Consider the following 26,126-nt stretch of genomic DNA (forward strand, 5'->3'; position numbering starts at 1 on the left):
ACGAACGGTAGGCAAATCCGCCGTTCACATAGTCTGAGACCTGATGCCGAGCCGATTGTGGTGAAGTGGATGATCCTATGCTGTCGAGAAAAGCCTCTAGCGAGTTTCATGGCGGCCCGTACCCCAAACCGACTCAGGTGGTCAGGTAGAGAATACCGAGGCGTTCGGGTGAACTATGGTTAAGGAACTCGGCAAAATGCCCCCGTAACTTCGGGAGAAGGGGGCCATTCCTGGTGACGGCACTTGCTGCCAGAGCTGGGGGTGGCCGCAGAGACCAGCGAGAAGCGACTGTTTACTAAAAACACAGGTCCGTGCGAAGCCGTAAGGCGATGTATACGGACTGACGCCTGCCCGGTGCTGGAACGTTAAGGGGACCGGTTAGCTTGGATTCGTCCAGGCGAAGCTGAGAACTTAAGCGCCAGTAAACGGCGGTGGTAACTATAACCATCCTAAGGTAGCGAAATTCCTTGTCGGGTAAGTTCCGACCTGCACGAATGGCGTAACGACTTCTCGACTGTCTCAACCATAGGCCCGGTGAAATTGCATTACGAGTAAAGATGCTCGTTTCGCGCAGCAGGACGGAAAGACCCCGGGACCTTTACTATAGCTTGATATTGGTGTTCGGTTCGGCTTGTGTAGGATAGGTGGGAGACTTTGAAGCGGCAACGCCAGTTGTTGTGGAGTCGTCGTTGAAATACCACTCTGGTCGTGCTGGATGTCTAACCTGGGTCCGTGATCCGGATCAGGGACAGTGTCTGGTGGGTAGTTTAACTGGGGCGGTTGCCTCCTAAAGAGTAACGGAGGCGCCCAAAGGTTCCCTCAGCCTGGTTGGCAATCAGGTGTTGAGTGTAAGTGCACAAGGGAGCTTGACTGTGAGACTGACGGGTCGAGCAGGTACGAAAGTAGGGACTAGTGATCCGGCGGTGGCTTGTGGAAGCGCCGTCGCTCAACGGATAAAAGGTACCCCGGGGATAACAGGCTGATCTTCCCCAAGAGTCCATATCGACGGGATGGTTTGGCACCTCGATGTCGGCTCGTCGCATCCTGGGGCTGGAGTAGGTCCCAAGGGTTGGGCTGTTCGCCCATTAAAGCGGTACGCGAGCTGGGTTTAGAACGTCGTGAGACAGTTCGGTCCCTATCCGCTGTGCGCGTAGGAGTGTTGAGAAGGGCTGTCCCTAGTACGAGAGGACCGGGACGGACGAACCTCTGGTGTGCCAGTTGTCCTGCCAAGGGCATGGCTGGTTGGCTACGTTCGGGAGGGATAACCGCTGAAAGCATCTAAGCGGGAAGCCTGCTTCGAGATGAGCACTCCCACCTCCTTGAGAGGGTAAGGCTCCCAGTAGACGACTGGGTTGATAGGCCGGATATGGAAGCCCTGTGAGGGGTGGAGTTGACCGGTACTAATAGGCCGAGGGCTTGTCCTCAGTTGCTCGCGTCCACTGTGTTGTTCTGAAACAACGACCCCAACCCGTTTGGCTACGGGGTTGGTGCGGTTGACAGTTTCATAGTGTTTCGGTGGTCATAGCGTGAGGGAAACGCCCGGTTACATTCCGAACCCGGAAGCTAAGCCTTACAGCGCCGATGGTACTGCAGGGGGGACCCTGTGGGAGAGTAGGACGCCGCCGAACAATCATTCACAGAGAACCCCCATCCGGGAAACCGGATGGGGGTTCTTTGCATTTCCGGCCCACCGGAGCACCTCACCAAGGTCCCCACGAGGGTCCCCACGAAAGTTCAAAAAGTTCGGCCGGCCATGTCGAGAACCCGTGGCTGGCTCCGTCCCCGGGGTGGACGCGGCCACAATGGGTCGCACCAGCACCGAGGAGAACATCATGGCCAAGTACCTGCTGCTCAAGCACTACCGAGGCGCCCCGGCTCCGGTCAACAACGTGCCCATGGACCGATGGACGCCCGAGGAGATCTCGGCGCACGTGAAGTACATGCAGGACTTCGCGGACCGGCTGGAGAAGACCGGCGAGTTCGTCGACGGCCAGGCTCTCGCTCCGGAGGGGACGTTCGTCCGGTACGACGGCGAGGGGCGCCCGCCGGTGACCGACGGCCCGTTCGCCGAGACCAAGGACCTGATCGCCGGCTGGATGGTGATCGACGTCGACAGCTACGAGCGTGCCGTCGAGCTGGCCGGGGAACTGTCGGCCGCTCCCGGGGCGGGCGGGCGGCCGATCCACGAGTGGCTGGAGCTGCGTCCGTTCCTGGCCGCGCCGCCCACCGTCACCGAGTGACCTCCCCGCCGGGGAGACCGACTGGGTGCAGATCGTGGAGTGGTACGACGAGCTCGTCCGTCTGACCGAGAGCCCGGTTGTCCGGCTCAACCGCGCGGTGGCCGTCGGTGAGGCCGACGGACCGCGCGCGGGGCTGGCGGCGCTCGGGGAACTGGACGGTTCGCTGCCCCGTCACATGGCGGTGGCGGCGTACCTCCACGAGCGCGACGGCGACCTGGAGACGGCGGCCCGGTTGTACGCCGAGGCGGCCCACCAGGCCCCCAATCTCGCGGAGCGCGACCACCTCATGCGCCAGGCCGCCCGGCTCAATTCCCGTCGGCCTCGCTGACGGACCGGGCGGGTGGCACGGCGTCACCACGGCTTTCCCCTTGGAGGGATGGGACCAATGGGCGGGACCAGGGGACGGGACCGTCGTACGGCGCGGCTCAGAGGCGGCCGGCGGCCTTGAGCGCGAGGTAGGTGTCGGCGAGCGCGGGGGCGAGCTGGGTGGGGGATGCGTCGAGGACGGTGACGCCGTGGCGGGTGAGGAGGTCGGCGGTGGCGCGGCGGTCGGCGCGGGTCTGTTCGGCGGCGGCGGCGCCGTAGACGGCTTCCAGGGTGCCGCGGCCGGCGGCGAGGGCGTCCAGGTGGGGGTCGGCGACGGAGGCCAGGACCACCTCGTGGCGCTTGGTGAGCAGTGGCAGCAGCGGGCGCAGGCCGTCCTCGACCGGGGCCGTGTCGAGGCCGGTGAGCAGGACGATCAGCGAGCGGTGCGGTGCCATCTTGAGGGCGGTGGAGACCAGCGAGCGCATGTCGGTCTCGTGCAGGGCCGGTTGGAGGGAGGCCATCGCGTTGGTGAAGGCCGGCAGGATCTCGCTGGGCGAGCTGCCGGCGACCGCGGCGCGCTTGCGGGCGTCGTGGGCGAGCAGGTCGACCCGGTCGCCGGCGCGGGTGGCGAGGGCGGTGAGCAGCAGGGCGGCGTCGAGGGCGGCGTCGAGGCGGGGCGCGTCGCCGACCCGGCCGGCGGAGGTGCGGCCGGTGTCGAGGACGACGAGGATGTGCCGGTCGCGTTCGGGGCGCCAGGTGCGGACGGCGACGGTGTTGCGGCGGGCGCTGGCCCGCCAGTCGATGGAGCGGACGTCGTCGCCGGGCAGGTACTCGCGCAGGGAGTCGAACTCGGTGCCCTGGCCGCGGGTCAGGACGGAGGTGCGGCCGTCGAGTTCGCGCAGCCGCGCGAGCCGGGAGGGCAGGTGCTTGCGGCTGTTGAACGGGGGCAGGGCGCGGACCGTCCAGGGCAGGTGGTGCGAGCCCTGGCGGCCGGCCAGGCCGAGCGGCCCGAGCGAACGGACCGTCACCCGCCGGGCGTGGTGGTCGCCGCGGCGGGTCGGGGCGAGCACGGTGACGGCCCGGCGCCGCTCGCCGGCGGGGACGTGCAGGGTGTGCCGGGAGGCGGCCTCGGCGGTGCCCGGCCGCCAGGCGGACGGGGCCCAGGCGTCGCGGATCCGGGCCCGCAGGAGCCGCCCGGAGGGGTTGGTGACGGTCAGTTCGACGGAGGCGGGTTCGCCGAGCCGGACGGTGGTGTCGCCGCCCCGGCCGAGTTCCAGGCTGCGGACGGGGGCGGCGAGCACCAGGTCGATCACGGCGGCGAGCAGCACGGTGCCGGTGACGAGGCCGATCCCGGCCCAGGACGGCAGCAACAGGCCCACGACGAGCGTGCCGAGCGCGGCGAGCAGGGCGGTTCGCCCGGTGAGGGCCATGCGGTGCGCTCCTTCGGGAACGGGCGGTTCAGCGGGGGGCGGGCGTCTGGGTGAGGACGGCCTGGATGACGGAGTCGGCGGTGACGCCCTCCATCTCGGCCTCGGCGCGCAGCGCGACGCGGTGCCGCAGGGTGGGCAGGGCCAGGGCCTTGACGTCGTCGGGGGTGACGTAGTCGCGGCCGGCGAGCCAGGCCCAGGCGCGGGAGGCGGCCAGCAGGGCGGTGGCACCGCGCGGCGAGACGCCGATGGACAGCGACGGGGACTGCCGGGTGGCCCGGCAGAGGTCGACGATGTACGCGAGGATCTCGGGGGAGACGGTCAGCTTGGCGATCTGCTCGCGGGCGGCGGCGAGGTGCGCGGGCCCGGCGACCGGGCGGACACCGGCGGCGGCGAGGTCGCGGGGGTCGAAGCCGGCGGCGTGCCGGGACAGGACCTGGAACTCCTGGTCCCGGTCGGGCAGCGGCAGGACCAGCTTGAGCAGGAAGCGGTCCAGCTGGGCCTCGGGCAGCGGGTAGGTGCCCTCGTACTCGACCGGGTTCTGGGTCGCGGCGACCAGGAACGGGACGGGCAGCGGGCGCGGCACGCCGTCGACGGTGACCTGGTGCTCCTCCATGGCCTCCAGCAGGGCGGCCTGGGTCTTCGGCGGGGTGCGGTTGATCTCGTCGGCGAGCAGCAGGTTGGTGAAGACCGGGCCGGGCTGGAAGGAGAACTCGGCGGTCCGGGCGTCGTAGACGAGGGAGCCGGTGACGTCGCCGGGCATCAGGTCGGGGGTGAACTGGATGCGCTTGGTGTCCAGGTTGAGCGCGGTGGACAGGGTGCGGACCAGCAGGGTCTTGGCGACGCCGGGGACGCCCTCCAGCAGGACGTGGCCGCCGCAGAGCAGGGCGACGACGAGGCCGGTGACGGCGGCGTCCTGGCCGACCACGGCCTTGCCGATCTCGGCGCGCAGGGCGGTGAGTGCGGCGCGCGGGTCGGTGGCGGTGTCGGGGGTGCCCGGGGTGGCAGCCGCCGCGCCGGGGGTGCTGGACGGGGTGGCGGTGGCCTGTTCGGTCACGGGTTCCGTACCTGCCTTTCGAGGGCGTCGAGGTCGTCGGCGAGCCGCAGCAGTGCGGTGTCGTCGGTCGGGGGCGGGCCGAAGAGGAGGGCCCGGACGTCGCCGGCGGGCTGCTCGGGGAGGCGGTCGGCCACGGCCGCGCAGAGGGTGTCGGGGTCGGGCGCGCCGGCGTGGAGCGGGACGCCCAGGGCCGGGGCGAGGCGATGCGCGGCGGCCCGGCGCAGGGCCTCGGCGGCGCGGCCGCGGGCCTTGGCGCGGCGGTAGAGCCGGGCGCGGCCCTCGGTGGTCTCGGCGGCGCGGACCACCACGGGCAGGTTCTCGCTGATCACGGGGCCGAGTCGGCGGCCGCGCCAGAGGGCGGTCAGGACGGCGGCGACGGCGAGCTGGTAGCCGGCCCAGCGCCAGCCGTCCGGGATGTAGTCGCCGAAGGTCTTGTCCCGGGTGCCCGGGGCGAGCGGGGCGCTGTAGTCGGGCAGGTGCCAGGTGAGGCGGGGCTGGGAGCCGAGCAGGCCGAGGGCGAGGGCGGCGTTGCCGTCCTTGGCGAGCTGCTCGTTGTGCAGGAAGTCGCCGGTGCCGAGCACGATGACGTCGCCGCCGGCGGTCGGGGCGCTGACCAGCGGGTAGCCGTGGCCGCGCGGGTAGCAGCCGGCGCCGCGGCTGCCGCTGGTGTAGAGCATCCCGCCGATCTCGGCGCTGCCGGCCCGGACGGCCTCGGTGAGCGGGCACTGGGCGGCGGTGCTGCGGACGGAGGCGTAGGAGGGCCCGCCGTCCTCGTCGGAGGGGCGGATGCCGGGGGCCAGGGCGCTGAGTGCGGCCGGACCGGGGGCGATGAGGACGAGCCGGCTGTGCCGGGCCGCGGCGACGGCGCGCAGTTCGGCGGGGCCGAGCAGGTCGGGCTCGGGCAGGACGAGGGTGTCGGCGCCGCCCGGGTGGCCGGTGAGGTCGGTGGTGAGGTCGGTCTTGAGGCCCTGGTGTTCGAGCAGCGCGAGGACGGCGTGGCTGCCGTCCTTGTCGTAGGAGCGCGGGTCGAGCGGCGGGTAGCGGCGGTCCTGCCCGAGGGCGGCCACGGCGGTGGCGCCGATCAGCAGGACGGCGAGGACGAGCAGGTACCAGCGGGCCCGGCGCCAGAGGCCGCGGCCGGTGGGGGCGAGGCTGGTCGTGGCCGTCCCGCCGGGGACCCCGCCGGGGACCGGGGCGGTGGGCGGCTGCGGCGCGGGCGGCGCGGGGGCGGTGCTGGTCATGCCGCTCCTCCCAGGGCCGGGCGGGCGCGTTCCAGGGTCCGGTCGAGCTCGCGCAGCAGCTGGTACGCGGCCTGGTCGGCGGTGCGCTCGCCGTAGGCGATGTCGTCGAAGGTGCGGGCGGCGGCGGCCAGGGCGGCGGCGTGGTCGGGCAGGGCCCGGCCGGCCTCGGTGGCGGCCTCGTCGGCGGTGCGGCCGGGGCGGACGTCGAGCAGGGTGCGTTCCTCCAGGGCCCGGACCAGGGCCCGCATCTGCGCGCGGACGGCCTCGTTCCACTGCCCGGCGGCGGCGTGCCGTTCGGCGTCGGCCCGGTACTGGCCGGCGCCGCGCGGTCCTTCGACGCCGTAGACGTCGAGGACGGTGCGGGCCGCGCGCCGTGGCGCGCCGAGGCGCCACCAGAGGGCGGCGCCGATCAGCACGGCGACGATCAGGAAGAGCACCAGGCCGGTGGTGCCGCTGGTGCCGTTGCCGGAGATGCTGTCGAGCGCGTCGGTGATGTGGTCGTTGAGCCAGGTCATGACCCGTTCCAGGACGCTCGGGTCGTGCTTGTGGTACTCGGCGTCGAGCAGCTCGTCGCGGGCGGCGTCGCGGGCCGGGTCACGCGGGACGGTGACCGGGGCGCCGCCCGCGACGAGGAGCCTGTCCCCCCAGGTAGGCATCCGGGTCAGCGCCTCGCGGGGGGTCGGCCGGCCTGGTCGCCCCAGCCGGTGGCGCCGGGCTCGGCGAGGCCGGCGGCGCGGGCGAGTTCGATGTCCAGGGCCTCGCGGCGGATCCGCTGGTCGACGTAGATGAGGACGCCGAGGGCGGCCCGGAAGGGGATGGTGAGGGTGGCGGCGATGATGCCGGCGATCGCGGTGGTGATCAGCATCGCGGTGGGCTCGTGGGCCGAGCTGAGGTCGACCTGGCGGTCGAGGTCGCTGAAGCCGAGGACGAGTCCGGCGAAGCGGAACGGGATCGCGATGACCATGGCGACGATGAAGGTCAGCACCTCGCCGAGCAGCGAGATGCCGAAGATCCGCCACCAGGAGCTGAGGGTCAGCCGCCGGGAGCGGGACAGCGCGGTCCGCACGCCCTGCTTCTCCAGCATCAGGGCGGGGGCGGCCAGGCTGAACCGGATCCACAGCCAGAACCCGACCGGGATGGTCAGGATGCCGACGAGGAACAGCAGGGCCTCCGTCTCGGGGGCGCCCGCCGAGCCGGTGGCGTAGAAGTACCAGGGGCTGAAGCCGAGCAGCACCACACCGCCGGACATCAGGCCGGTGAGCAGGGTCAGCCCGAGCAACTGCGGCAGCCGGCGGCGGGCGTCGCGCCAGGCGTCCCCGGCGTTCGCGGACTGCCCGAGGACGGCGCGGCTGACGACCATGGTGAGCAGCGCGGTGGCGACCACGCCGAGCAGCACCGTCAGCGGCATCGAGGCCAGCATGGTCGTCACCTGGGTGGCGGGGCCGGTCTTGCCCTTGACCAGCAGCTGGGCGGCGACGTTGCCGGCCTGCTCGACGATGGCGATGCCGAGGGAGAGGGCGAGGGTCGTCCGCCAGTGCTTGCGGATGGTGGCGACGGAGCCGTCGAGGAGTTCGCCGAGTCCGAGCGGGCGCAGCGGGATGACGCCGGGCTTGGGGCTCTGCGGAGCGCCCCAGCCGTAGGGGTGGTGGCCGTTCGGTGCGGGCCGGCTCCAGTCGGGCCGGGCCTGCCGGCCGTTCCAGCCGGGGGCCGGGGCGGGGGCGCCCTGCGGTGGTGCCGACGGCCCGGGCACGGCGGCGGGCGCGTCGGCCGGCGGCCGGGCGTCGTCGCGGGGCGGCTCGGGCGAGCCGGGCGAGGCCCAGCCCGGAGTGTCGGTCATCACTGCTCCTCGGAGGGGCGTCACGGGCGCGGTTCCGGGCGGATCTTTCGCCCGCGCGCAGCGCCCATCGTGCCATGGGGCCTGGGGAGGCCCCATGGGTATCCGGCCGCTGGTCGGAAACGGGGGCCTTCCGGTGGCCGGGCGGTGGGTCGCGGACCGTTCGAAGGCGCTCCGGCCGGGCACATTCGACCGGTATGGCCGGAATTAACCGGTGGGGGGAGTTGGCCGTTGTGGAGCATTGGCACTGCTGTGCGGCAGGTCACAATCCGGTAATGAGAGGATGGACGCATGAAGGGACGCGTCCTCGTCGTTGATGACGACTCCGCACTGGCCGAGATGCTCGGTATCGTGCTGCGTGGTGAGGGTTTTGAGCCGTTTTTCGTCGCGGATGGGGACAGGGCGCTAGCTGCGTTCCGGGAGACCAAGCCCGACCTGGTCCTGCTCGACCTGATGCTGCCCGGTCGGGACGGAATCGACGTCTGCCGGCAGATCCGGGCGGAGTCCGGCATTCCGATCGTCATGCTGACCGCGAAGACCGACACGGTCGACGTCGTGGTGGGCCTGGAGTCGGGTGCCGACGACTACGTCACCAAGCCGTTCAAGCCCAAGGAGCTGGTGGCCCGGGTACGTGCCCGGCTGCGCCGTGCCGAGGAGCCGACGCCCGAGCAGCTGACCATCGGCGACCTGGTGATCGACGTGGCCGGCCACTCGGTGAAGCGGGACGGCCGGGGCATCCCGCTGACCCCGCTGGAGTTCGACCTGCTGGTCGCGCTGGCCCGCAAGCCCTGGCAGGTGTTCACCCGTGAGGTGCTGCTGGAGCAGGTCTGGGGCTACCGGCACGCGGCGGACACCCGCCTGGTCAACGTCCACGTGCAGCGCCTGCGGTCCAAGATCGAGAAGGACCCGGAGCGCCCCGAGATCGTGGTGACCGTCCGCGGCGTCGGCTACAAGGCCGGACCCAGCTGACGTGACGCACCTGGCTGACGAAGCCCCGTCGGGTTCCGCGACCGACGGGGCCGACGCGGTTCGCGGGTCCGTGCTGAGTTCGACCACCCGCCGCCGGCGCCGGGCGGCCGCGTACGCGCTGCTGACCCGTCAGCTGCGTCGCCCCGCGCGCCGGGTGACGGCGCTGTACCGCCGGTCGATCCAGCTGCGCGTGGTGGCGGTCTCGCTGCTCGCGTCCATCGCGGTCGTCCTGGTGCTCGGCGTGGTCGTGATGGCGCAGGTGCGCACCGGCCTGCTCGGCACCAAGATGGCGGCCGCCCGCGAGCAGGCCAGGATCGGGTTCCAGGCGGAACTGAAGAAGATCGACGAGGCGAAGGACCAGCGGCTGCGGGTCGGCGCCACGCCCGACCCCACCATCGAGGAGACCGGCACCTGGCTGCTGCGGCAGGTCAACGACCTGGCCGCGAGCGGGCAGACCGTCTACTCGGTGATCGCGATGGCCGCCGGCACCGACGCCATCGTCCCGGAGAACGGCTTCGCGCCGCGCTTCTCGGGCGACATCCTGCCCAGCAGCGTCCCCGACACCCTGCGGGACAGGGTCCACTCCGAGCCCGGCCAGATGTTCGACCAGCCGGCCCGGATCCACCGGGCCGACGAGCGGACCGAGCCCGGGCTGGCCCTCGGCATGCAGTTCACCGGCCCGGCCGGCAACAGCTACCAGATGTTCTACGTGTTCTCCTTCGGCCAGGAGACCGACACCCTCGACCTGATCACCGGCACCCTGGCGACCGCCGGCGTGTTCGTGGTGATCCTGATGGGCGGCATCGCCTGGGTCGTGGTGCGCCAGGTGGTCACCCCGGTCCGGATGGCCGCCGGCATCTCCGAGCGGCTCGCCGACGGGCACCTGGAAGAGCGGATGAAGGTCACCGGCACGGACGACATCGCCCGCCTCGGCGAGTCGTTCAACCGGATGGCCAACGCCCTCCAGGCCCAGATCCGCCAGCTGGAGGAGCTGTCCCGGGTGCAGCGGCGCTTCGTCTCGGACGTCTCGCACGAGCTGCGCACCCCGCTGACCACGGTCCGGATGGCCGCCGACCTCATCTACGACAGCCGCGAGGACCTGGACCCGATGGCGGCCCGCTCGGCGGAGCTGCTGCAGGGCCAGCTGGACCGCTTCGAGTCGCTGCTCGCCGACCTGCTGGAGATCAGCCGCTTCGACGCCGGCGCCGCGATCCTGGACGGCGAGCCGGTCGACCTGCGCGACATCGTCGCCCGGGTGGTGGAGGCCGCCGACCCGCTGGCCCAGGCCAAGGGCAGTGCGGTGGTGATCCGCGGCGACGGCGAGCCGGTCGTCGCCGAGGTGGACTCCCGCCGGATCGAGCGCATCCTGCGCAACCTGGTGGTCAACGCCCTGGAGCACGGCGAGGGACGCGACGTGGTGGTCCGGCTGGGCTCGGCCGACGGCGCGGTCGCCGTCGGCGTGCGCGACTACGGCATCGGCCTCAAGCCGGGCGAGGCGTCCCGGGTGTTCCACCGCTTCTGGCGGGCCGACCCGTCCCGGGTGCGGACCACCGGCGGCACCGGCCTCGGCCTGTCCATCGCCGTCGAGGACGCGCACCTGCACGGCGGCTGGCTGCAGGCCTGGGGCGAGCCCGGCGGCGGCTCGCACTTCCGGCTCACCCTGCCGCGCACCCGGGGCGGCGAGATCAGCCGGGCGCCGTTCCGGCTGGAGCCGGAGGACTCCCGCAACAACCGGGGCCTGGGCACCTACGGCGTGCCGTACCGGCGGGCGATCAGCCCGCCCGGCGCGACCGCGATGACCGCGGCCGAGGAGCAGGCGGAGACGCCGGAGGGGCCCGTCAACGGCTTCGGCAGCGGGCTCGGCGGGGTGCTGAACATCGGCCCCGACCTGGGCAAGCGCCGGCTGCCCGAAGGGCCGCGCGCGGACCCCTCGGACGTCCGGACGGCGGGGAGCGGGTACGGTGCCACCGGCGCCCAGGTGATGGTGGACCCGACGCCCGGAAGGCCGTCGGTGGCACAGCGGACGGCGGAGCCGGACGTGACGGACGGGACGGGCGGGACGGACCTGGAGGGGTCGCAGCGTGCGAAGGACGAGCAGCAGGACTGAGCCGCGGTTCACGGCGGTGGCCGGCGTGGTGCTCGGCGCCCTGGTGGCGAGCGGCTGCGCGGCCATGCCGGACTCCGGCGGCATCTCCCGGGTGGAGCTGTCGCAGGGGGCGGCCGACAAGAACCTGCAGGCCAAGGTCTACCCGGTGGCGCCGGCCAAGGGCGCCAAGCCGCGTGCCCTGCTGACCGGGTTCCTGGACGCGGTGACCGCCGACGAGGGGTACGAGACCGCGCGGCAGTACCTCACCGAGAACGCCTCCGCGCACTGGAACCCGGACGCCGGCATCCAGGTGCTCTCCGCCGCCACCCCGAACCTCCCGGCCGGCCAGGACATCGCCGACACCGACACCAGCGTCTCCGCGACGGTGACCGGCTCGCTGATCGCCAGGATCGACGAGAAGCACTCGTACCTGGCCGAGGGGCAGCGGGACGTCTCCGCCGACTTCACCCTCGTCCGGGAGAAGGACGGCGAGTGGCGGATCGACCGGCTGCCGGCCGGCGTGATCATGAACGAGACCAACTTCAACAACAGCTACCGCCAGGTCGACCGGTACTTCTACACCACGCCGGACCCGTCCTCGACCGTCACCGGGAGCGCCGGCCAGCAGGTCCTGATCCCCGACCCGATCTACCTGCGGCGCCGGATAGACCCGCTGACCGCCGCCGCCAAGGCCCTGGTCGCCGGGCCCTCGACCTGGCTCGCGCCGGTCGCCCGGACGTCCTTCCCGAGCGGCGTCAGCGTCGACCGGGTGAGCGTCGACGACGGCCGGATCGCCCACGTGCAGCTCGGCGGGGCGGACGTCAGCGAGCCGGTGTCCTGCCGGCGGATGGCGACCCAGCTCTTCTACACCCTCGCCGACCAGGGCAAGGGGCAGGTCGAACGGCTCGAACTCAAGGGCCAGCGGGGCAACTGCTTCGCCAGCCGCAACGACCTGCCGGCCACCGGCCCCGGCGCCCTGGCCGGGCCGCTGCCCGCGCAGCAGTACTACCAGCGCGCCGACAACGGCCTCCTGATGGTCACCGACGAGCAGCGCAACGGCGAGCCGGTGCGCGGCGTCCTCGGCAAGCCGCAGCCGGCCGGCAAGGCGCCGCTCGGCACCATGGCCGTCAACCGGGACGGCTCCCGGGCCGCGGCGATCAGCGGGGACGGCCACCAGCTCTACTCGGTGCCGCTGGCGGACAGCGCGGTGGCGCTGCCCGACCCGGTGCTCACCTCGCCGGTGAAGACCTCCGACAAGGAGGACGGCCTCGCCTCGCCCAGCTGGGACGGCCGCGGCGACCTCTGGGTGGTGGACCGCAACCCGCAGGGCCCGCGGGTGGTGATGGTCCGCGGCAACCGGACGTACCCCGTCGCGGTCGAGGGGCTGGACGGGCAGACCGTGCAGGCCCTGAAGATCTCCTCGGACGGCGCCCGGGCCGCCCTGGTGGTCAAGACCGCGGGCGTGCCCAGCCGCTCGCTGTACTTCGGCCTGGTGGTGCACGGCGGCACCCCGGAGGCGCCGACCGCGCGGATCACCGGCCTGCGCCGGGCGGCCCCCTCGCTCACCGACGTCGCCTCGGTCTCCTGGGCGGAGGCCGACCAGCTGCTGGTGCTCGGCAAGGAGGCCGACCGGATCAAGCAGCTGTACTACATCGGCACCGACGGCACGCAGAGCGCCGACACCACGCTGCAGGCCGAGAACATGCTCACCGTCTCGGCCTCCGAGTCCCGGGGCAACGTCCTGGCCCAGGCGCCGTCGGTGCTCGCGGCGGCCGGCGGCGCGATCTACCGGCTGATCGGCAGTCAGTGGCGCGAGGTCCAGTTGGCCGACAAGGCCGGGTCCTTCTTCTACGCGGGCTAGGGCGTGCGTCTGGGAACCGGCCCGTCACGGCCTGACGTTCCGATCCCTGATGCCCCGTCGGGCCGCACGGTGCCTCAGCCGGGCCGGTGCGCGGTGGCGGCGACCGCGGCGCCCGCCCGGGCGGGCAGTCCGGCGTCCGCCAGTGCCCGGGCCGCCTCGGCGAGGCTGGCGCCGGTGGTCACCAGGTCGTCCACCAGGACCGGCTGACGGCCCAGCAGGTCGCGCCGGGCGCGCGGCAGCACGGTGAGCGCGCCGTGCAGGTTGCGGTGGCGCTCGGCCGCGCTCAGCCCGGCCTGGTCGGCGACCGGGCGGGCGTGCCGCAGCAGCGGCTCGGCCCGGGCGTCCAGGCCGCACCGGCGCAGCGAGCGGGCGGCTGCCCCGGCCAGCCGCAGCGTCGGGTCGTGGCCGCGGGCGCGGACGGCGGACCGGGCCGAGGGCATCGGGACCAGCAGCAGCGGCGCGGCCCCGGCACGCGGCCCCAGGGCGGAGCGGACGGCCCGGCCGAGCGCCTCGCCGAGCGGGCCCGCCAAGCGCAGCGCGCCGCGCTCCTTGTGGGCGAGCAGCAACTGCCGGACGGGATCGGCGTACGGGGCGGCGGCGTGCGCCCAGGGCAGCAGCGTGGGGCCGGGCCGGGTGGCGGCCAGCGCGTGGTGGCAGACCGGGCAGAGCTGGGTGCGCTCGGCGCCGCAGCCGGCGCAGCGGGCCGGGACCAGGACGTCCAGCAGTCCGGCCAGTGCGTGGCCGAACGGCCCTTGGGCGGACGGCGGACGGGTGGGGGCGGAGGGTGGTGGCACGGCTGCTCCTGGCGACGGCAGGCACGGAGAGTGAGCAAAGGATGCGCCGTACGGGGGGTGTTGTCCAGGTATTTACCCGTGCTTCACTCGCAGGAGGGTAGACAGGGTCCAACAGCTTGACCGCCCGCCCGCAGTATCGGGTCATACCCGACTCCGCGCCTGGGGAGGCGAAAACCCCGTGTGAGGTGTTCGATAAAGCTCCAAGGGGTTTCAACCGTCCCTGGTGGGGAGGAAGTGAGGTGAGGGCCAGTCGTTTCCCGCCGCTGGCGGCGGGGGCGGGGGGCCGGCAGTGGATGGGCTGGTCCAGCTGGGTCTCAGTCCGGTCCGGTAGCACCCGGATCGGCGTCAGCACGAGGGATCGGAGTTCTGCGTGGACATCGTCGTCAAGGGCCGCAAGACCGAGGTGCCCAAGAGGTTCCGCGAGCACGTGGCCGAGAAGCTGGAGAAGGTCCAGAAGTTCGACGGCAAGGTGATCAGCCTCGACGTCGAGGTGTCCAAGGAGCACAACCCGCGGCAGGCCGACCGGTCCGAGCGGGTGGAGATCACTCTCCGTACCCGTGGGCCGGTGATCCGGGCCGAAGCCGCCGCCGCCGACCCGTACGCGGCGCTCGACCTGGCCTCGGCGAAGCTCGACGCCCAGCTGCGCAAGTCCGCGGACCGGCGCCGAGTGCACAAGGGCGGCAACGGCCGCACCCCCATCAGCGTCGCCGAGGCGACCGCGGCGCTGGCCGCGCTGCCGGACACGGCGGCGCGGGAGGGCGAGACCAACGGGGCCGTCCGCAAGACCATGATGGGATCCCTGGAAGTGGAGGGCGAAGGCCCGCTGGTGGTCCGGGAGAAGACCCACCCGGCCGCCCCCATGGCGCTGGACCAGGCGCTGTACGAGATGGAACTGGTCGGCCACGACTTCTACCTCTTCGTGGAGAAGGACAGCGGCCTGCCGAGCGTCGTCTACCGCCGTCACGGCTACCACTACGGCGTCATCCACCTGCAGACCGACGGGTCGGCCGGCGCGGGCAGCGGCGCGGGCGGGGCGATCGGCGAAAGCGACGACGAGGACTGACCGTCCGAAGACAATCCTGGAGGGGTGACCCCGGCGGCCGAGTCCGCCGGGGTCACCGGCGTTTCGGGGCAGGGCGGGTGGAGCGGGAGTCGAGGGCGGGCCCGGGAGGTCACCCGATGCGGAAGGGCGGCGTCGGAGGGTGACCGCAACGGCCGCGCGGCGTGGAATGATTGGCGCACGACGACCCGCGAAGGGGGAGGAGCGGATGGGGGATCACTTCGGGCTGGGGCCCGCTACGGGGCCGGTCACCGGACTGTCACCGGGACCGGAGGAGGAACCCGCGTACGCGCCGCACCGGGGTGAGCCGATCCGCGTGCTGGTGGTGGACGACCACGCGTTGTTCCGCCGTGGGCTGGAGATCGTGCTCGCGGAGGAGCCGGACATCAAGGTCGTCGGCGAGGCCGGCGACGGCGCCGAGGCCGTGCTGAAGGCTGCCGACCTGCTCCCGGACATCATCCTGATGGACGTCCGGATGCCGCGCCGCAGCGGGATCGAGGCCTGCACCGCGATCAAGGACGTGGCACCCAGCACCAAGATCATCATGTTGACGATAAGCGACGAGGAGGCCGACCTCTACGAGGCGATCAAGGCGGGCGCCACCGGCTACCTGCTGAAGGAGATCTCCACCGACGAGGTCGCCACCGCGATCCGCGCGGTCGCCGACGGGCAGTCCCAGATCAGCCCGTCGATGGCGTCCAAGCTGCTCACCGAGTTCAAGTCGATGATCCAGCGCCGCTCCGACGACCGGGACCTGGTGCCCGCACCCCGGCTCACCGACCGGGAGTTGGAGGTGCTCAAGCTGGTGGCGACCGGGATGAACAACCGGGAGATCGCCAAGGAGCTGTTCATCAGCGAGAACACCGTGAAGAACCACGTGCGCAACATCCTGGAGAAGCTCCAACTGCACTCCAGGATGGAGGCGGTGGTGTACGCGATGCGCGAGAAGATCCTCGAAATAGGGTGACCCGGCTGCGCTTTGTGCCCTAGCTCGCGAGGAGTTTCTCGAGGGCCGGGCGCAGCCGTTCGTCCGGCAGGGTCTCGACCCGGATGGCGTCGCAGCCCACCCAGGCGGCCGCCTCGCGCAGGGCCGCCGCCAGCGCCTCGACGTGCCGGGCGCCGTGCCCCCGGTCGCCGGCCAGCGAGACCTGACGGGCCACCAGGGTGCGTCCCTCCCGGGCCGGGTCGACCCGGCCCGCCAGCCGGCCGCCGGCCAGCAGCGGCATCGCGAAGTAGCCGTGCACCCGCTTGTGCTTGGGCGTGTAGGCCTCCAGCCGGTGCGTCATGCCGAAGATCCGCTCGGTGCGTGCGCGGTCCCAGATCAGCGAGTCGAACGGCGAGAGCAGCGTGGTGCGGTGACGCCCGCGCGGGGCGGTGGCCAGTGCGGCCGGGTCGGCCCAGGCCGCCGCCGCGGCGCCGCCCGGGCCCCAGCCGGCCACCTCGACCGGGACGAGCCCGCAGTCCGCGAGGACCGGGTCCAGCTCCTCGGCGCGCAGCCGGTGGTAGTCCAGCAGGTCGGCCCGGGTGGCCACGCCGAGTGCGGCCCCGGCCTGGGCGACCAGGGTGCGCACGCACTCCCGGTCGGTGCGGTCCTGACCGAACAGCGGGTCGGGGATGGCCTGTTCGGCCAGCGCGTAGACGCGCTTCCAGCTCCGGCGCTCGGTGCAGACCACGTCGCCGAAGGCCAGCGCCCGCTCCACCGCGATCTTGGTGTCCGACCAGTCCCACCACTCGGCGGTCTTCTTGGCGCCGCCCAGTTCCGTGGAGGTCAACGGGCCCTCGGCGCGCAGCTTGTCGAGCACGTGCCGGTACGTCTCGGGCGTCACCTGGTGGCCCCAGAGGTGGCCGCGCTCGCGGTAGCGGCGGCGCCGGAACGCGAACAGCGGCCACTCCTCGACCGGCAGGATGCAGGCCGCGTGCGACCAGTACTCGAAGCTCGTGCCCGCGCCCCAGTACGCGGCCTCGACGGCCGGGCGGCCGACCGCGCCGAGCCGGGCGTACGGCACCAGTTCGTGCGAGCGGGTCAGCACCGAGATGGTGTCCAGCTGGACGGCGCCCAGGTGCCGCAGCACCCCGCGCACCCCGGCCCGGCGGTCCGGCGCGCCGAGCAGGCCCTGGGCGCGAAGGGCGATCCGGCGGGCTTCGTCGGCGCTCAGGGCGGTGACGGGCGGCGGGCCGGCGGGGGAGTCGGCGGCAGGCAGGGCGGTCATGTCGGCGAGGGTAGTCCGGGGTACCGACAGCCGTTGGGGGTGTGCCGGGGCGGTGGTCAGCGCTGGAGGTCCGGGAGGTCCGGGAGGTCCGAGGCGAGCAGCGAGGCGACCCAGGCGTCGTGGAAGGTGCCGCGCCGCTCGGCGTACGAGCGCAGGGTGCCCTCGAAGCGGTAGCCGACCTTCTCGGCCACCGCGCGGGAGCCCTCGTTGCCCACGTAGGCCTGCCACTCCAGGCGGCGCAGGCCGAGCTCGACCAGGCCGTGGCGGGCGACCGCGCGGGCGGCCTCGACCGTGTAGCCGCGGCCGCGGAACTCCTTCGTCGCCCACCAGCCGACCTCGGCGGAGCCCGGGTCGCCGTGGCGCAGCACGAGGCCCTGGGTGCCGACCAGGGCGTCGGAGCCGCGCTCGAACACGCACCAGATCCGGTTCTCGCCGGTGCGCCAGCCCTGTGCGGCGAGGTCGCGGACGAAGTACTCGGCGTCCTCGCGTCGGTACGGGCTCGGGACGACCGTCCAGCGCTGGATCTCGGCGTCCTGGCAGGCGGCGAAGACGGCGTCGATGTCCGACTCCTGCGGGGCCCGCAGGACGAGGCGGTCCGTGGTGAGGGTGACGGTGGGGGGCTCTTCCATGGGCGGATTATTCCGTGGAGAGAGGAATTCGGGCATCCGAATATCGGGCCGACCCCTCGGTCCGCTGACCGGTTTGTCCCGGTGGGCGGTGCTATCGGATCAAGTGCTCGCGCGGGTGACACGGGAATACCGTGCTGACGCACCTCCCGGGGCATTGGACTCCTCGCATACGATGGCCCGTGCGGTGGGGTGAACCCGCCGTGCAGTCGTCCAGTGCCAATACAGGCAAGGAGCCCGCCCAAGTGTCCGTCTTCGACAAGATCCTGCGCGCCGGCGAAGGCAAGATCCTTCGCAAGCTGCAGCGGATTGCTGCCCAGGTCAACTCCATCGAAGAGGACTTCGTCAACCTCACCGACGCCGAGCTGCGCGCGCTGACCGACGAGTACAAGCAGCGGCTCGCGGACGGCGAGACCCTGGACGACATCCTCCCCGAGGCGTTCGCCACGGTGCGCGAGGCCGCCAAGCGGGTGCTCGGTCAGCGGCACTACGACGTTCAGCTCATGGGCGGCGCGGCTCTGCACCACGGGTACGTCGCGGAGATGCGCACCGGTGAGGGCAAGACCCTCGTCGGCACCCTGCCCGCGTACCTGAACGCGCTCACCGGCAAGGGCGTCCACCTGATCACCGTCAACGACTACCTCGCCGAGCGCGACTCGGAGTGGATGGGCCGGGTGCACCGCTTCCTCGGCCTCGAAGTCGGCGTGATCCTCGGCAACATGACGCCCGCCGAGCGCAAGCACCAGTACTCGATGGACATCACGTACGGCACGAACAACGAGTTCGGCTTCGACTACCTGCGTGACAACATGGCCTGGTCGAAGGACGAACTCGTCCAGCGCGGCCACAACTTCGCGGTCGTCGACGAGGTCGACTCGATCCTCATCGACGAGGCCCGCACCCCGCTGATCATCTCCGGCCCGGCCGACCAGGCGACCAAGTGGTACGCCGACTTCGCCAAGCTGGTGCTGCGCCTGAAGATCGACCGCGACTACGAGGTCGACGAGAAGAAGCGCACCGTCGGCATCCTGGAGGAGGGCGTCACCCGGGTCGAGGACTACCTCGGCATCGACAACCTCTACGAGTCGGTGAACACCCCGCTGGTCGGCTTCCTGAACAACGCCATCAAGGCGAAGGAGCTGTACCGGGCGGACAAGGACTACGTCGTCATGAACGGCGAGGTCATGATCGTCGACGAGCACACCGGCCGCATCCTGGCCGGCCGCCGCTACAACGAGGGCATGCACCAGGCGATCGAGGCGAAGGAGGGGGTGGAGGTCCAGAACGAGAACCAGACGCTGGCCACCATCACCCTGCAGAACTTCTTCCGCCTGTACGACAAGCTCGCCGGCATGACCGGTACCGGCACCACCGAGGCCGCCGAGTTCCACCAGATCTACAAGCTCGGCGTGGTGCCGATCCCGACCAACAAGAACCCGCTGCGCATCGACCAGCCCGACCTGATCTACAAGTCGGAGCCGGCCAAGTTCGCCGCCGTGGTCGAGGACATCGCCGAGAAGCACGAGAAGGGCCAGCCGGTGCTGGTCGGCACCGTGTCGGTGGAGAAGTCCGAGTACCTCTCGCAGGAGCTGCGCAAGCGCGGCATCCCGCACGAGGTGCTGAACGCCAAGCACCACGAGCGCGAGGCGCAGATCGTCGCGCAGGCGGGCCGCAAGGGCGCCGTGACCGTCGCCACCAACATGGCCGGCCGCGGTACCGACATCATGCTCGGCGGCAACTCCGACCACCTCGCGGCGGCCGAGCTGGCGCAGCGCGGGCTCACCCCGACCGAGACCCCGGAGGAGTACGAGGCCGCGTTCCCCGCCGCCCTGGAGAAGGCCAAGGCCTCGGTCAAGGCGGAGCAGGACGAGGTCAAGGAGGCCGGCGGCCTCTACGTGCTGGGCACCGAGCGGCACGAGTCCCGCCGGATCGACAACCAGCTGCGCGGCCGCTCCGGCCGTCAGGGCGACCCGGGCGAGTCCCGCTTCTACCTGTCGCTGGGCGACGACCTGATGCGCCTGTTCAAGGCCGGCATGGTCGAGCGCGTGCTGTCGATGGCCAACGTGCCCGAGGACGTGCCGATCGAGTCCAAGATGGTCACCCGGGCGATCGCCTCCGCGCAGACCCAGGTCGAGCAGCAGAACTTCGAGATCCGCAAGAACGTCCTCAAGTACGACGAGGTGCTGAACCGCCAGCGCGAGGTCATCTACGGCGAGCGCCGCCGCGTGCTGGAGGGCGAGGACCTGCAGGAGCAGGTCGGCCACTTCATGGACGACACCGTCGAGGCCTACGTCAAGGCGGCCACCGGCGAGGGCTTCGAGGACGACTGGGACCTGGAGAAGCTCTGGACCGCGCTCAAGCAGCTCTACCCGGTCACCCTGGACCTGGAGGAGCTGGAGGAGGAGGCCGGCGGCCCCTCCGGGATGACCTCCGAGTTCCTGGTCAAGGTCGTCCAGGAGGACATCCAGGCGCAGTACGGCGCCCGTGAGGACCAGCTCGGCGCCGAGATCATGCGTGAGCTGGAGCGCCGGGTCGTGCTGTCGGTGCTGGACCGCCGCTGGCGCGAGCACCTCTACGAGATGGACTACCTCCAGGAGGGCATCGGCCTGCGGGCCATGGCGCAGCGCGACCCGCTGATCGAGTACCAGCGCGAGGGCTTCGACATGTTCACCGCGATGATGGAGGGCATCAAGGAGGAGTCCGTCGGCTACCTGTTCAACCTGGAGGTCCAGGTCGAGCAGCAGGTCGAGGAGGTCCCGGTCGCGGACGCCGAGGTGCTGCTCGACAAGCTGGAGAAGGACGCCGCCCGCCCGGAGATCAAGGCCAAGGGCCTGGAGGCCCCGAAGCCGCAGCGGCTGCACTACACGGCCCCCTCGGACGAGGTCGGCGGCGGTGTCATCGAGGGCGACTTCGATGACCTCGCGCCGGAGGACGAGGGCGACGGGCTGACCCGCGCCGAGCGCCGCAAGGCCGCGAAGTCGGCCAAGGGCCGCCGCCGCAAGGGCTGAGCAGGCCGCAGGACGCCGCACAGGGCGCCGCTCCCGGACGGGGGCGGCGCCCTGTGCCGTCCCGGTCCGCCACGCGGTCGTGGGGGCCGCTGTGGCCGCCCTGGCCGCCTTGGCCGCTGTGACGGCCGTGGTCGCCGCGACGGTCGTGGTCATCGGGCCTCCACGGCGGTGCACTGCCACTGCCCGGCCTGGCCGCGCTGCTCCAGCCGGAAGGCCACCATGTGGTGCCGCCGGCCGAGGTCGACCCGGACGCAGGCCTCGACCGCGTCGGGCGAGGGCGACCGGTCGTGCACCGGGCCCAGCCGGGGCCGGTCGGCGGCGCCGCCGCGGCGCAGCGCTCCGGCCCGGACCAGGGAGGCGAGCTGCCCGTAGCCGTCCAGGCTGGTGTGCCGCATCAGCTGGCCGGAGGGCCGGGCCCCGGTGAGCACCTCGACCAGCTGGTGGGCGAAGCGGGAGGCCAGCGCCCGGGGGTCGTGGCCGCCCGGGCCGGTGCAGGCGGCGCGGGGGTGGCGCGGGCGGCGCCCGGCCGGGTCGTGGGCGGCGGTCGTGCGCGGCCGACGGTGCGGGCGGGCGGTGAGCGGTGCGGTCACGGCGGGCTCCTCGACACGGTGGTGCGGGTGCGGACGGGTCCTTGCTAGCGGTGGGCCGCGTCGGGCGGCAAGGGCTTTTGCCGCTGCTCCCGGAGTGACCGGCAAGTTCACCTATCCGAGTGAATCGATCAGTGCGGTGCCGGGCCCGGCGCGCGGTCGTGCGGTGCCCGATTGACGTGCGTGGACGGGCCGTACGGTCCGAAAGAGGACGGTTCGATGCGCCGGACCGGGTGGCCCGGATCGCCGCCCCCGTTGCGGTGCCCGGCCGTCGGCGCGCACCATCGGAGCCTGATCGGGAACCGCGCGGAGCGGGACGGGGCCGGGCGGCCACGACCGCACCCACGACGAGGGGCGGCCGCGATGACGACACGGGCAGCGGCGGTTCCGGCTCCGGCAGCCGCGGGCACCGCCCCGCCGACCGGGGACGCACCCCGGCGCGGCCTGGTGCTGGGCGGCGGCGGGATGCTCGGCGCGGCCTGGACGGTCGGCGCGCTCTGCGCCGTCGAGGAGGCCACCGGCTGGCGGCCGGGCCGCGCGGACGTGCTGCTCGGCACCTCGGCGGGCTCGATCCTCGGCGCGATGCTGGCCGGTGGGGTCCGCACCGAGCAACTGCGTGACCACCAGCGCGGCCTGCCGATCACCGACGGCCCGCTGGCCGGGGTGGACTTCGACTACGACACGGCCGCCGGCGGCGCGCTGCCGCCCCGCCCCGGGGCGGGCATCGGCTCGCCCGGCCTGCTGCGGGACGCCGTGCGGCACCCGCGCGAGTACCCGCTGCTGACCATGGTGTCGGCGATGGCGCCGCCCGGCCGCGGCTCGCTGGCCCCGGTCGGCGAGCTGGTGCGCGGCCTGCTCGGCCCGGGCGGCTGGCCGCCGCCGGGCGCCGACGGCGAGGCCGGCGCCGGGGCCGCGGTGCTGCGGGTGGCGGCCGTGGACTACCGCAGCGGCCGCCGGGTGGTCTTCGGGGACCCGGACGCCCCGGCGGTCGCGGTCGCCGACGCGGTGATGGCCTCCTGCTCGATCCCCGGCTGGTTCGCGCCGGTGCGGCTGAACGGTTCGGCGTACGTGGACGGCGGCTGCTGGTCCGCCACCAACGCCGACCTGCTGCTCGGCCGCGGCCTGGACGAGGTGTACGTGCTCGCCCCGATGGCCCTGCGGCTGCGCCCCCGCACCGACCGCACCGACCGTGCCGAAGGCGCCGACCGTGCCGAAGGCGCCGACGCCGGCGGGGTCGCCGGCACCAGCGGGCTCGCGGGCTCCCTCGCCGCGCTGCGCGAGTGGCGCGCCCGGGACCGCCCGCGCGGCGTGCTGGCCCAGCTGGTCAGCCGCTACCGCCGCGCCGTCACCCGGCAGCTGCTGCGCGAGGCCGTGCTGCTGCGGGCCGAGGGCGTACGGGTGCGGATGCTCGCGCCGACGCCGGCCGACCTGGCCGTGATGGGCCCGAACATGATGGACCCGGCCCGCCGCGACGCGGTGCTGGAGAGCGCCCTGCGCACGTGCGGTGAGGCCCTGCGGGCCGCCCGCTGAGTCGGGCCGAGGTGATCACGCCCGGCCCGGCGGCGCTTATTCTTGGGGCGCTGGAAGCTGTGCCGCTGGACGAACCGGAGAGTGCCACCGATGCGCGTGTACGTGCCCACCACCCTGAACGGCCTGGCGGCGGCGCACCCGGGTGGTGCCCTGGACCAGTCCGCGGCCTACGCCGTGACGCCCGCGCTGCGCGAGTGGTACGTCAGCGACGACCTGGAGGAGCTGGAGTACGCGGCGCTGAACCGGGCCGCGCAGTCCTCCCTGCGGCTGCTGGCCGCCGACCCGGACGCCCCGCGCCGCCGGGTCGTGGTGGCCCTGGACGTGGCCGACTCGGCCGTCCGGCCGTTCCCCGGCGACGAGTACCAGGACCAGGCCTCGCTCGGCCGGGTGGTGCTGGCCGGCCCGCTGCCGCTGGCGAAGGCGGCGGCGGTGCACGCGGACGTCGCCGACGGCGAGGTGGTCGAGGACGTCGCGGCGGCGGTGGCGGCGGTGGCCGCGGCCGACGCGGGCGACCAGGACGCCCAGTTCACCGTGGACGGGGCCGAGGACCACGACCTGCTCTGGTTCGCCACCCAGGAGATCTCCGCGCTGCTGGCCTGACCGGCCGGTCGCGCCCGAGCGGGGCAGCGGGGTGCGTGAGCCCCGTCCTACCGGCGTGTCGGTGGTCGGGGTTACCGTTCCGGGCGTGGCTACACACATCGTTTGGGACTGGAACGGCACGCTCTTCCACGACATGGAGGCGGTGCTCGGCGCGAGCAACGCCGCGTTCGCGACCATCGGCGTCGGGCCGATGACCATGCTGGAGTACCGCGAGCAGTACGAGATCCCGATCCCCCGGTTCTACGAGCGGCTGCTCGGCCGGATGCCGTCCCAGGAGGAGTGGCTCCGGCTGGACGAGGCCTTCCACGACCGCTACCGGGAGCTGAGCCCGGCCTGCGGGCTGACGGACGGCGTGCACGAGCTGATGGACGGCTGGCGGGAGGCCGGGCACAGCCAGTCGCTGCTGTCGATGTACGAGCACGAGAAGCTGCTGCCGCTGGTCGACGCCTTCGGCCTGACCGGCCGGTTCCTGCGGGTGGACGGCCGCAGCGGCCCGTCCGGCGGCCAGAAGGCGGAGCAGCTGGCCCGGCACCTGGCCGCCCTCGGCGAGCGGGTGGACCCTGCCCGTACGGTGCTGATCGGCGACGCCGCGGACGACGCCCGGGCGGCGCTGGTCGCGGGCGCGCACGCGGTGCTCTACACCGGCGGCTCGCACACCCGGGAGAAGCTGGAGCCGCTCGGGGTGCCGGTGGTGGACAGCCTGGCGGAGGCGGTCGAGCTGGCCGGGCGGCTGGGGCGGGGCTGACCGGCCGCGGCGGGCGTGGCGGGCGCCACGTCCGCCGTCCGCGTGTCTGAGCGGGCGGATCGCGCGGCCGCTGGTCAGGCTGGACCAGGGCCTGTCCGGTGGATCGGGCCCTCCCACCGGAGCAGTCAGCAGGACGGAGCCGCCATGCCGATCGACGCAGTCACCGAGGTGCCCCTACCGGTCAACGAGCCGGTGCTGGGGTACGCGCCCGGCAGCCCGGAGCGGGACCGGCTGGTCCGGCGGCTGGACGAGCTGGCGGCCGAGCAGATCCCGTTGCCGATGACCATCGGCGGCGAGCAGCGGTTCGGCGGCGGTGAGCGGATCGACGTCGTCCAGCCGCACCACCACGCCGCCAAGCTGGGGGTGCTCGGCAACGCCACCCGGGAGGACGCCCGCGCGGCGGTGGACTCGGCGCTCGCGGCGGGCCGGCAGTGGCGGTCGCTGTCCTTCGACGACCGGGCGGCGGTCTTCCTGCGGGCCGCCGACCTGCTGGCCGGGCCCTGGCGGGAGACCCTCAACGCGGCCACCATGCTCGGCCAGTCCAAGACCGCGCAGCAGGCCGAGATCGACTCCGCCTGCGAGCTGATCGACTTCTGGCGGTTCAACGTCCAGTTCGCCCGGCGGATCCTGGCCGAGCAGCCGGTCTCCGCACCGGGCGTCTGGAACCGGGTGGACCACCGCCCGCTGGAGGGTTTCGTCTACGCGATCACCCCGTTCAACTTCACCGCGATCGCCGGCAACCTGCCGACCGCGCCCGCGCTGATGGGCAACACCGTGGTCTGGAAGCCCGCGCCGACCCAGACCCTGGCCGCGCACTACCTGATGCGGCTGCTGGAGGCGGCCGGTCTGCCGCCCGGGGTGGTCAACCTGGTCACCGGCGACGGCGTCCAGCTGTCCGCGGTCGCCCTCGCCGACCCGGCGCTCGCCGGGCTGCACTTCACCGGCTCCACCGCCACCTTCCAGTCGCTCTGGCAGACCGTCGGCGCCAACATCGGCGGCTACCGGACGTACCCGCGGATCGTCGGCGAGACCGGCGGCAAGGACTTCCTGCTGGCCCACCGCTCGGCCGACCCGGCGATCCTGAAGGCGGCGCTGGTCCGCGGCGCGTTCGAGTACCAGGGCCAGAAGTGTTCGGCGCTCTCCCGGGCCTACCTGCCGCGCAGCCTCTGGCAGAAGATCAAGGACGAGCTGGTGGCCGAGGTGGACGCGCTCACGGTGGGCGACGTCACCGACCTCTCCAACTTCATGGGCGCCCTCATCGACCGGCGCGCGTTCGAGAAGAACCGGGACGCCATCGAACGGGCCAAGGCCGATCCGACGATCGAGCTGGCGGCGGGCGGCCAGTACGACGACGCGATCGGCTGGTTCGTCCGGCCGACCGTCCTGGTCTCCTCCGACTACCGCAACGAGATCTTCCGGACGGAGTACTTCGGTCCGATCCTGGCCGTCCACGTCTACGAGGACGCCCGCTGGGAGGACGTGCTGCGCCGGGTCGACTCCGGCGCCCCGTACGGCCTGACCGGCTCGGTGATCGCGCAGGATCGTTACGCCATCGCCCAGGCGGTCGAGGCGCTGCGGTTCACCGCCGGGAACTTCTACATCAACGACAAGCCGACCGGCGCGGTCGTCGGCCAGCAGCCCTTCGGCGGCGGACGGGCCTCCGGGACCAACGACAAGGCGGGCTCCGCCCAGAACCTCCTGCGCTGGACCTCGGCCCGCGCGATCAAGGAGACCTTCGTTCCCCCCACCGACCTGCGGTACCCGCACATGGGCTGAGAGTGAACGGGGGGCTCCGGTTTGGACATGGTGTCCAGGACGGACCGATCATCCTGCGGGTTTGCGCCTCCCTGTCCCTGTCCACCTTCGATTGATCCGGTTAGGCTGGCTGGCGTCGTCGGGTGGCTCCGCAGGACGAATCGTCCTACCCACTGCGAAGGTATTTCAT

General features: G+C 72.6%; 20 protein-coding genes, 2 rRNA genes and 1 pseudogene (1 of these 23 cut by a window edge). 14 read left to right on the top strand and 9 right to left on the bottom strand.

What is annotated here, in order from left to right; genetic code table 11:
- From OG556_RS21910 to OG556_RS21925, 4 genes and pseudogenes are all read left to right on the top strand, one after another.
- A 23S ribosomal RNA gene (locus tag OG556_RS21910) occupies window positions 1-1,424 on the top strand (it extends 1,696 nt beyond the left edge of the window).
- A gap of 87 nt (window positions 1,425-1,511) precedes the next feature.
- Window positions 1,512-1,628, top strand: a 5S ribosomal RNA gene (gene rrf / locus OG556_RS21915).
- A 204-nt stretch (window positions 1,629-1,832) separates the two neighbouring features.
- On the top strand, window positions 1,833-2,240 hold the full coding sequence (locus tag OG556_RS21920; RefSeq protein ID WP_371522806.1) for a YciI family protein: 408 nt from the start codon (window positions 1,833-1,835) through the stop codon (window positions 2,238-2,240).
- A pseudogene (locus OG556_RS21925) lies at window positions 2,236-2,568 on the top strand (RNA polymerase subunit sigma-24); the annotation flags it as partial. The gene OG556_RS21920 and the pseudogene OG556_RS21925, both read left to right, overlap by 5 nt.
- 97 nt (window positions 2,569-2,665) lie before the next feature.
- On the opposite strand, the gene OG556_RS21930 reads toward OG556_RS21925, so the two are convergent.
- From OG556_RS21930 to OG556_RS21950, 5 genes are all read right to left on the bottom strand, one after another.
- Window positions 2,666-3,976: a DUF58 domain-containing protein gene (locus tag OG556_RS21930; RefSeq protein ID WP_371518609.1), complete on the bottom strand. Its 1,311-nt coding sequence runs from the start codon at window positions 3,974-3,976 to the stop codon at window positions 2,666-2,668.
- 28 nt (window positions 3,977-4,004) lie between these two features.
- A complete protein-coding gene (locus OG556_RS21935) occupies window positions 4,005-4,925 on the bottom strand; it encodes an AAA family ATPase (RefSeq protein ID WP_371522808.1) in 921 nt (306 codons plus the stop codon).
- Window positions 4,926-5,026: 101 nt separating this feature from the next.
- Window positions 5,027-6,271, bottom strand: coding sequence for a DUF4350 domain-containing protein (locus OG556_RS21940; RefSeq protein ID WP_371518610.1), 1,245 nt, complete (start codon window positions 6,269-6,271; stop codon window positions 5,027-5,029).
- Window positions 6,268-6,927 (bottom strand): DUF4129 domain-containing protein, encoded by a 660-nt coding sequence (locus OG556_RS21945; RefSeq protein ID WP_371518611.1) that lies wholly within the window; start codon window positions 6,925-6,927, stop codon window positions 6,268-6,270. Before OG556_RS21945 ends, OG556_RS21940 begins: the two co-directional genes overlap by 4 nt.
- A gap of 5 nt (window positions 6,928-6,932) precedes the next feature.
- Window positions 6,933-8,108, bottom strand: a complete 1,176-nt coding sequence (locus OG556_RS21950; protein ID WP_371518612.1) for a hypothetical protein — start codon at window positions 8,106-8,108, stop codon at window positions 6,933-6,935.
- A 288-nt stretch (window positions 8,109-8,396) separates the two neighbouring features.
- Between OG556_RS21950 and mtrA the strand changes: the two genes are divergently transcribed.
- The 3 genes from mtrA to OG556_RS21965 all read left to right on the top strand — a co-directional run bounded on the left by mtrA (window position 8,397) and on the right by OG556_RS21965 (window position 13,021).
- Window positions 8,397-9,074: an MtrAB system response regulator MtrA gene (gene mtrA, locus OG556_RS21955; RefSeq protein ID WP_030247322.1), complete on the top strand. Its 678-nt coding sequence runs from the start codon at window positions 8,397-8,399 to the stop codon at window positions 9,072-9,074.
- 70 nt (window positions 9,075-9,144) lie between these two features.
- Window positions 9,145-11,181, top strand: coding sequence for an MtrAB system histidine kinase MtrB (gene mtrB, locus OG556_RS21960; protein WP_371518613.1), 2,037 nt, complete (start codon window positions 9,145-9,147; stop codon window positions 11,179-11,181).
- A complete protein-coding gene (locus OG556_RS21965) occupies window positions 11,156-13,021 on the top strand; it encodes an LpqB family beta-propeller domain-containing protein (RefSeq protein WP_371518614.1) in 1,866 nt (621 codons plus the stop codon). Before mtrB ends, OG556_RS21965 begins: the two co-directional genes overlap by 26 nt.
- A gap of 74 nt (window positions 13,022-13,095) precedes the next feature.
- Here the strand turns inward: OG556_RS21965 and OG556_RS21970 are convergent, their stop codons facing one another.
- Entirely contained in the window at window positions 13,096-13,815 is a 720-nt protein-coding gene (locus OG556_RS21970) for a ComF family protein (RefSeq protein ID WP_371518616.1), read from the bottom strand.
- Between the two features lie 370 nt (window positions 13,816-14,185).
- Between OG556_RS21970 and hpf the strand changes: the two genes are divergently transcribed.
- Window positions 14,186-14,878 (top strand): ribosome hibernation-promoting factor, HPF/YfiA family, encoded by a 693-nt coding sequence (gene hpf / locus OG556_RS21975; RefSeq protein WP_371518617.1) that lies wholly within the window; start codon window positions 14,186-14,188, stop codon window positions 14,876-14,878.
- 205 nt (window positions 14,879-15,083) lie between these two features.
- Window positions 15,084-15,842 (top strand): response regulator transcription factor, encoded by a 759-nt coding sequence (locus tag OG556_RS21980; protein ID WP_079135841.1) that lies wholly within the window; start codon window positions 15,084-15,086, stop codon window positions 15,840-15,842.
- A 19-nt stretch (window positions 15,843-15,861) separates the two neighbouring features.
- Here OG556_RS21980 and OG556_RS21985 read toward each other — a convergent pair whose 3' ends face one another.
- Together OG556_RS21985 and OG556_RS21990 are read right to left on the bottom strand one after the other, a co-directional pair.
- The gene (locus OG556_RS21985) at window positions 15,862-17,085 is read right to left on the bottom strand and encodes a winged helix-turn-helix domain-containing protein (protein ID WP_371518618.1); all 1,224 of its coding nucleotides are present in this window, start codon (window positions 17,083-17,085) and stop codon (window positions 15,862-15,864) included.
- A gap of 56 nt (window positions 17,086-17,141) precedes the next feature.
- Window positions 17,142-17,714 (bottom strand): GNAT family N-acetyltransferase, encoded by a 573-nt coding sequence (locus tag OG556_RS21990; RefSeq protein WP_371518619.1) that lies wholly within the window; start codon window positions 17,712-17,714, stop codon window positions 17,142-17,144.
- A 242-nt stretch (window positions 17,715-17,956) separates the two neighbouring features.
- On the opposite strand from OG556_RS21990, the gene secA reads away from it, so the two are divergent.
- Complete coding sequence (secA, locus tag OG556_RS21995; RefSeq protein WP_371518620.1) at window positions 17,957-20,719, top strand: preprotein translocase subunit SecA; 2,763 nt, start codon at window positions 17,957-17,959, stop codon at window positions 20,717-20,719.
- 149 nt (window positions 20,720-20,868) lie between these two features.
- Here the strand turns inward: secA and OG556_RS22000 are convergent, their stop codons facing one another.
- Window positions 20,869-21,309: an Rv3235 family protein gene (locus OG556_RS22000; RefSeq protein WP_063349159.1), complete on the bottom strand. Its 441-nt coding sequence runs from the start codon at window positions 21,307-21,309 to the stop codon at window positions 20,869-20,871.
- A gap of 360 nt (window positions 21,310-21,669) precedes the next feature.
- Here OG556_RS22000 and OG556_RS22005 point away from each other — a divergent pair, with 360 nt between their 5' ends.
- The 4 genes from OG556_RS22005 (at window position 21,670) to pruA (ending at window position 25,957) form a co-directional block, all read left to right on the top strand.
- Window positions 21,670-22,836 carry a patatin-like phospholipase family protein gene (locus OG556_RS22005; protein WP_371518621.1) on the top strand — a complete coding sequence of 389 codons (1,167 nt, stop codon included), beginning with the start codon at window positions 21,670-21,672 and terminating at the stop codon, window positions 22,834-22,836.
- Window positions 22,837-22,926: 90 nt separating this feature from the next.
- The gene (locus OG556_RS22010; protein ID WP_350881082.1) at window positions 22,927-23,436 is read left to right on the top strand and encodes a hypothetical protein; all 510 of its coding nucleotides are present in this window, start codon (window positions 22,927-22,929) and stop codon (window positions 23,434-23,436) included.
- 85 nt (window positions 23,437-23,521) lie between these two features.
- A complete protein-coding gene (locus tag OG556_RS22015) occupies window positions 23,522-24,181 on the top strand; it encodes an HAD family hydrolase (RefSeq protein WP_371518622.1) in 660 nt (219 codons plus the stop codon).
- Window positions 24,182-24,331: 150 nt separating this feature from the next.
- Window positions 24,332-25,957: an L-glutamate gamma-semialdehyde dehydrogenase gene (gene pruA / locus OG556_RS22020; protein WP_371522810.1), complete on the top strand. Its 1,626-nt coding sequence runs from the start codon at window positions 24,332-24,334 to the stop codon at window positions 25,955-25,957.
- The last annotated feature ends 169 nt before the right edge of the window (window positions 25,958-26,126 follow it).

The sequence above is a fragment of the Kitasatospora sp. NBC_01300 genome (assembly GCF_041435235.1).
In the GTDB taxonomy this organism is placed as follows: Bacteria; Actinomycetota; Actinomycetes; order Streptomycetales; family Streptomycetaceae; genus Kitasatospora.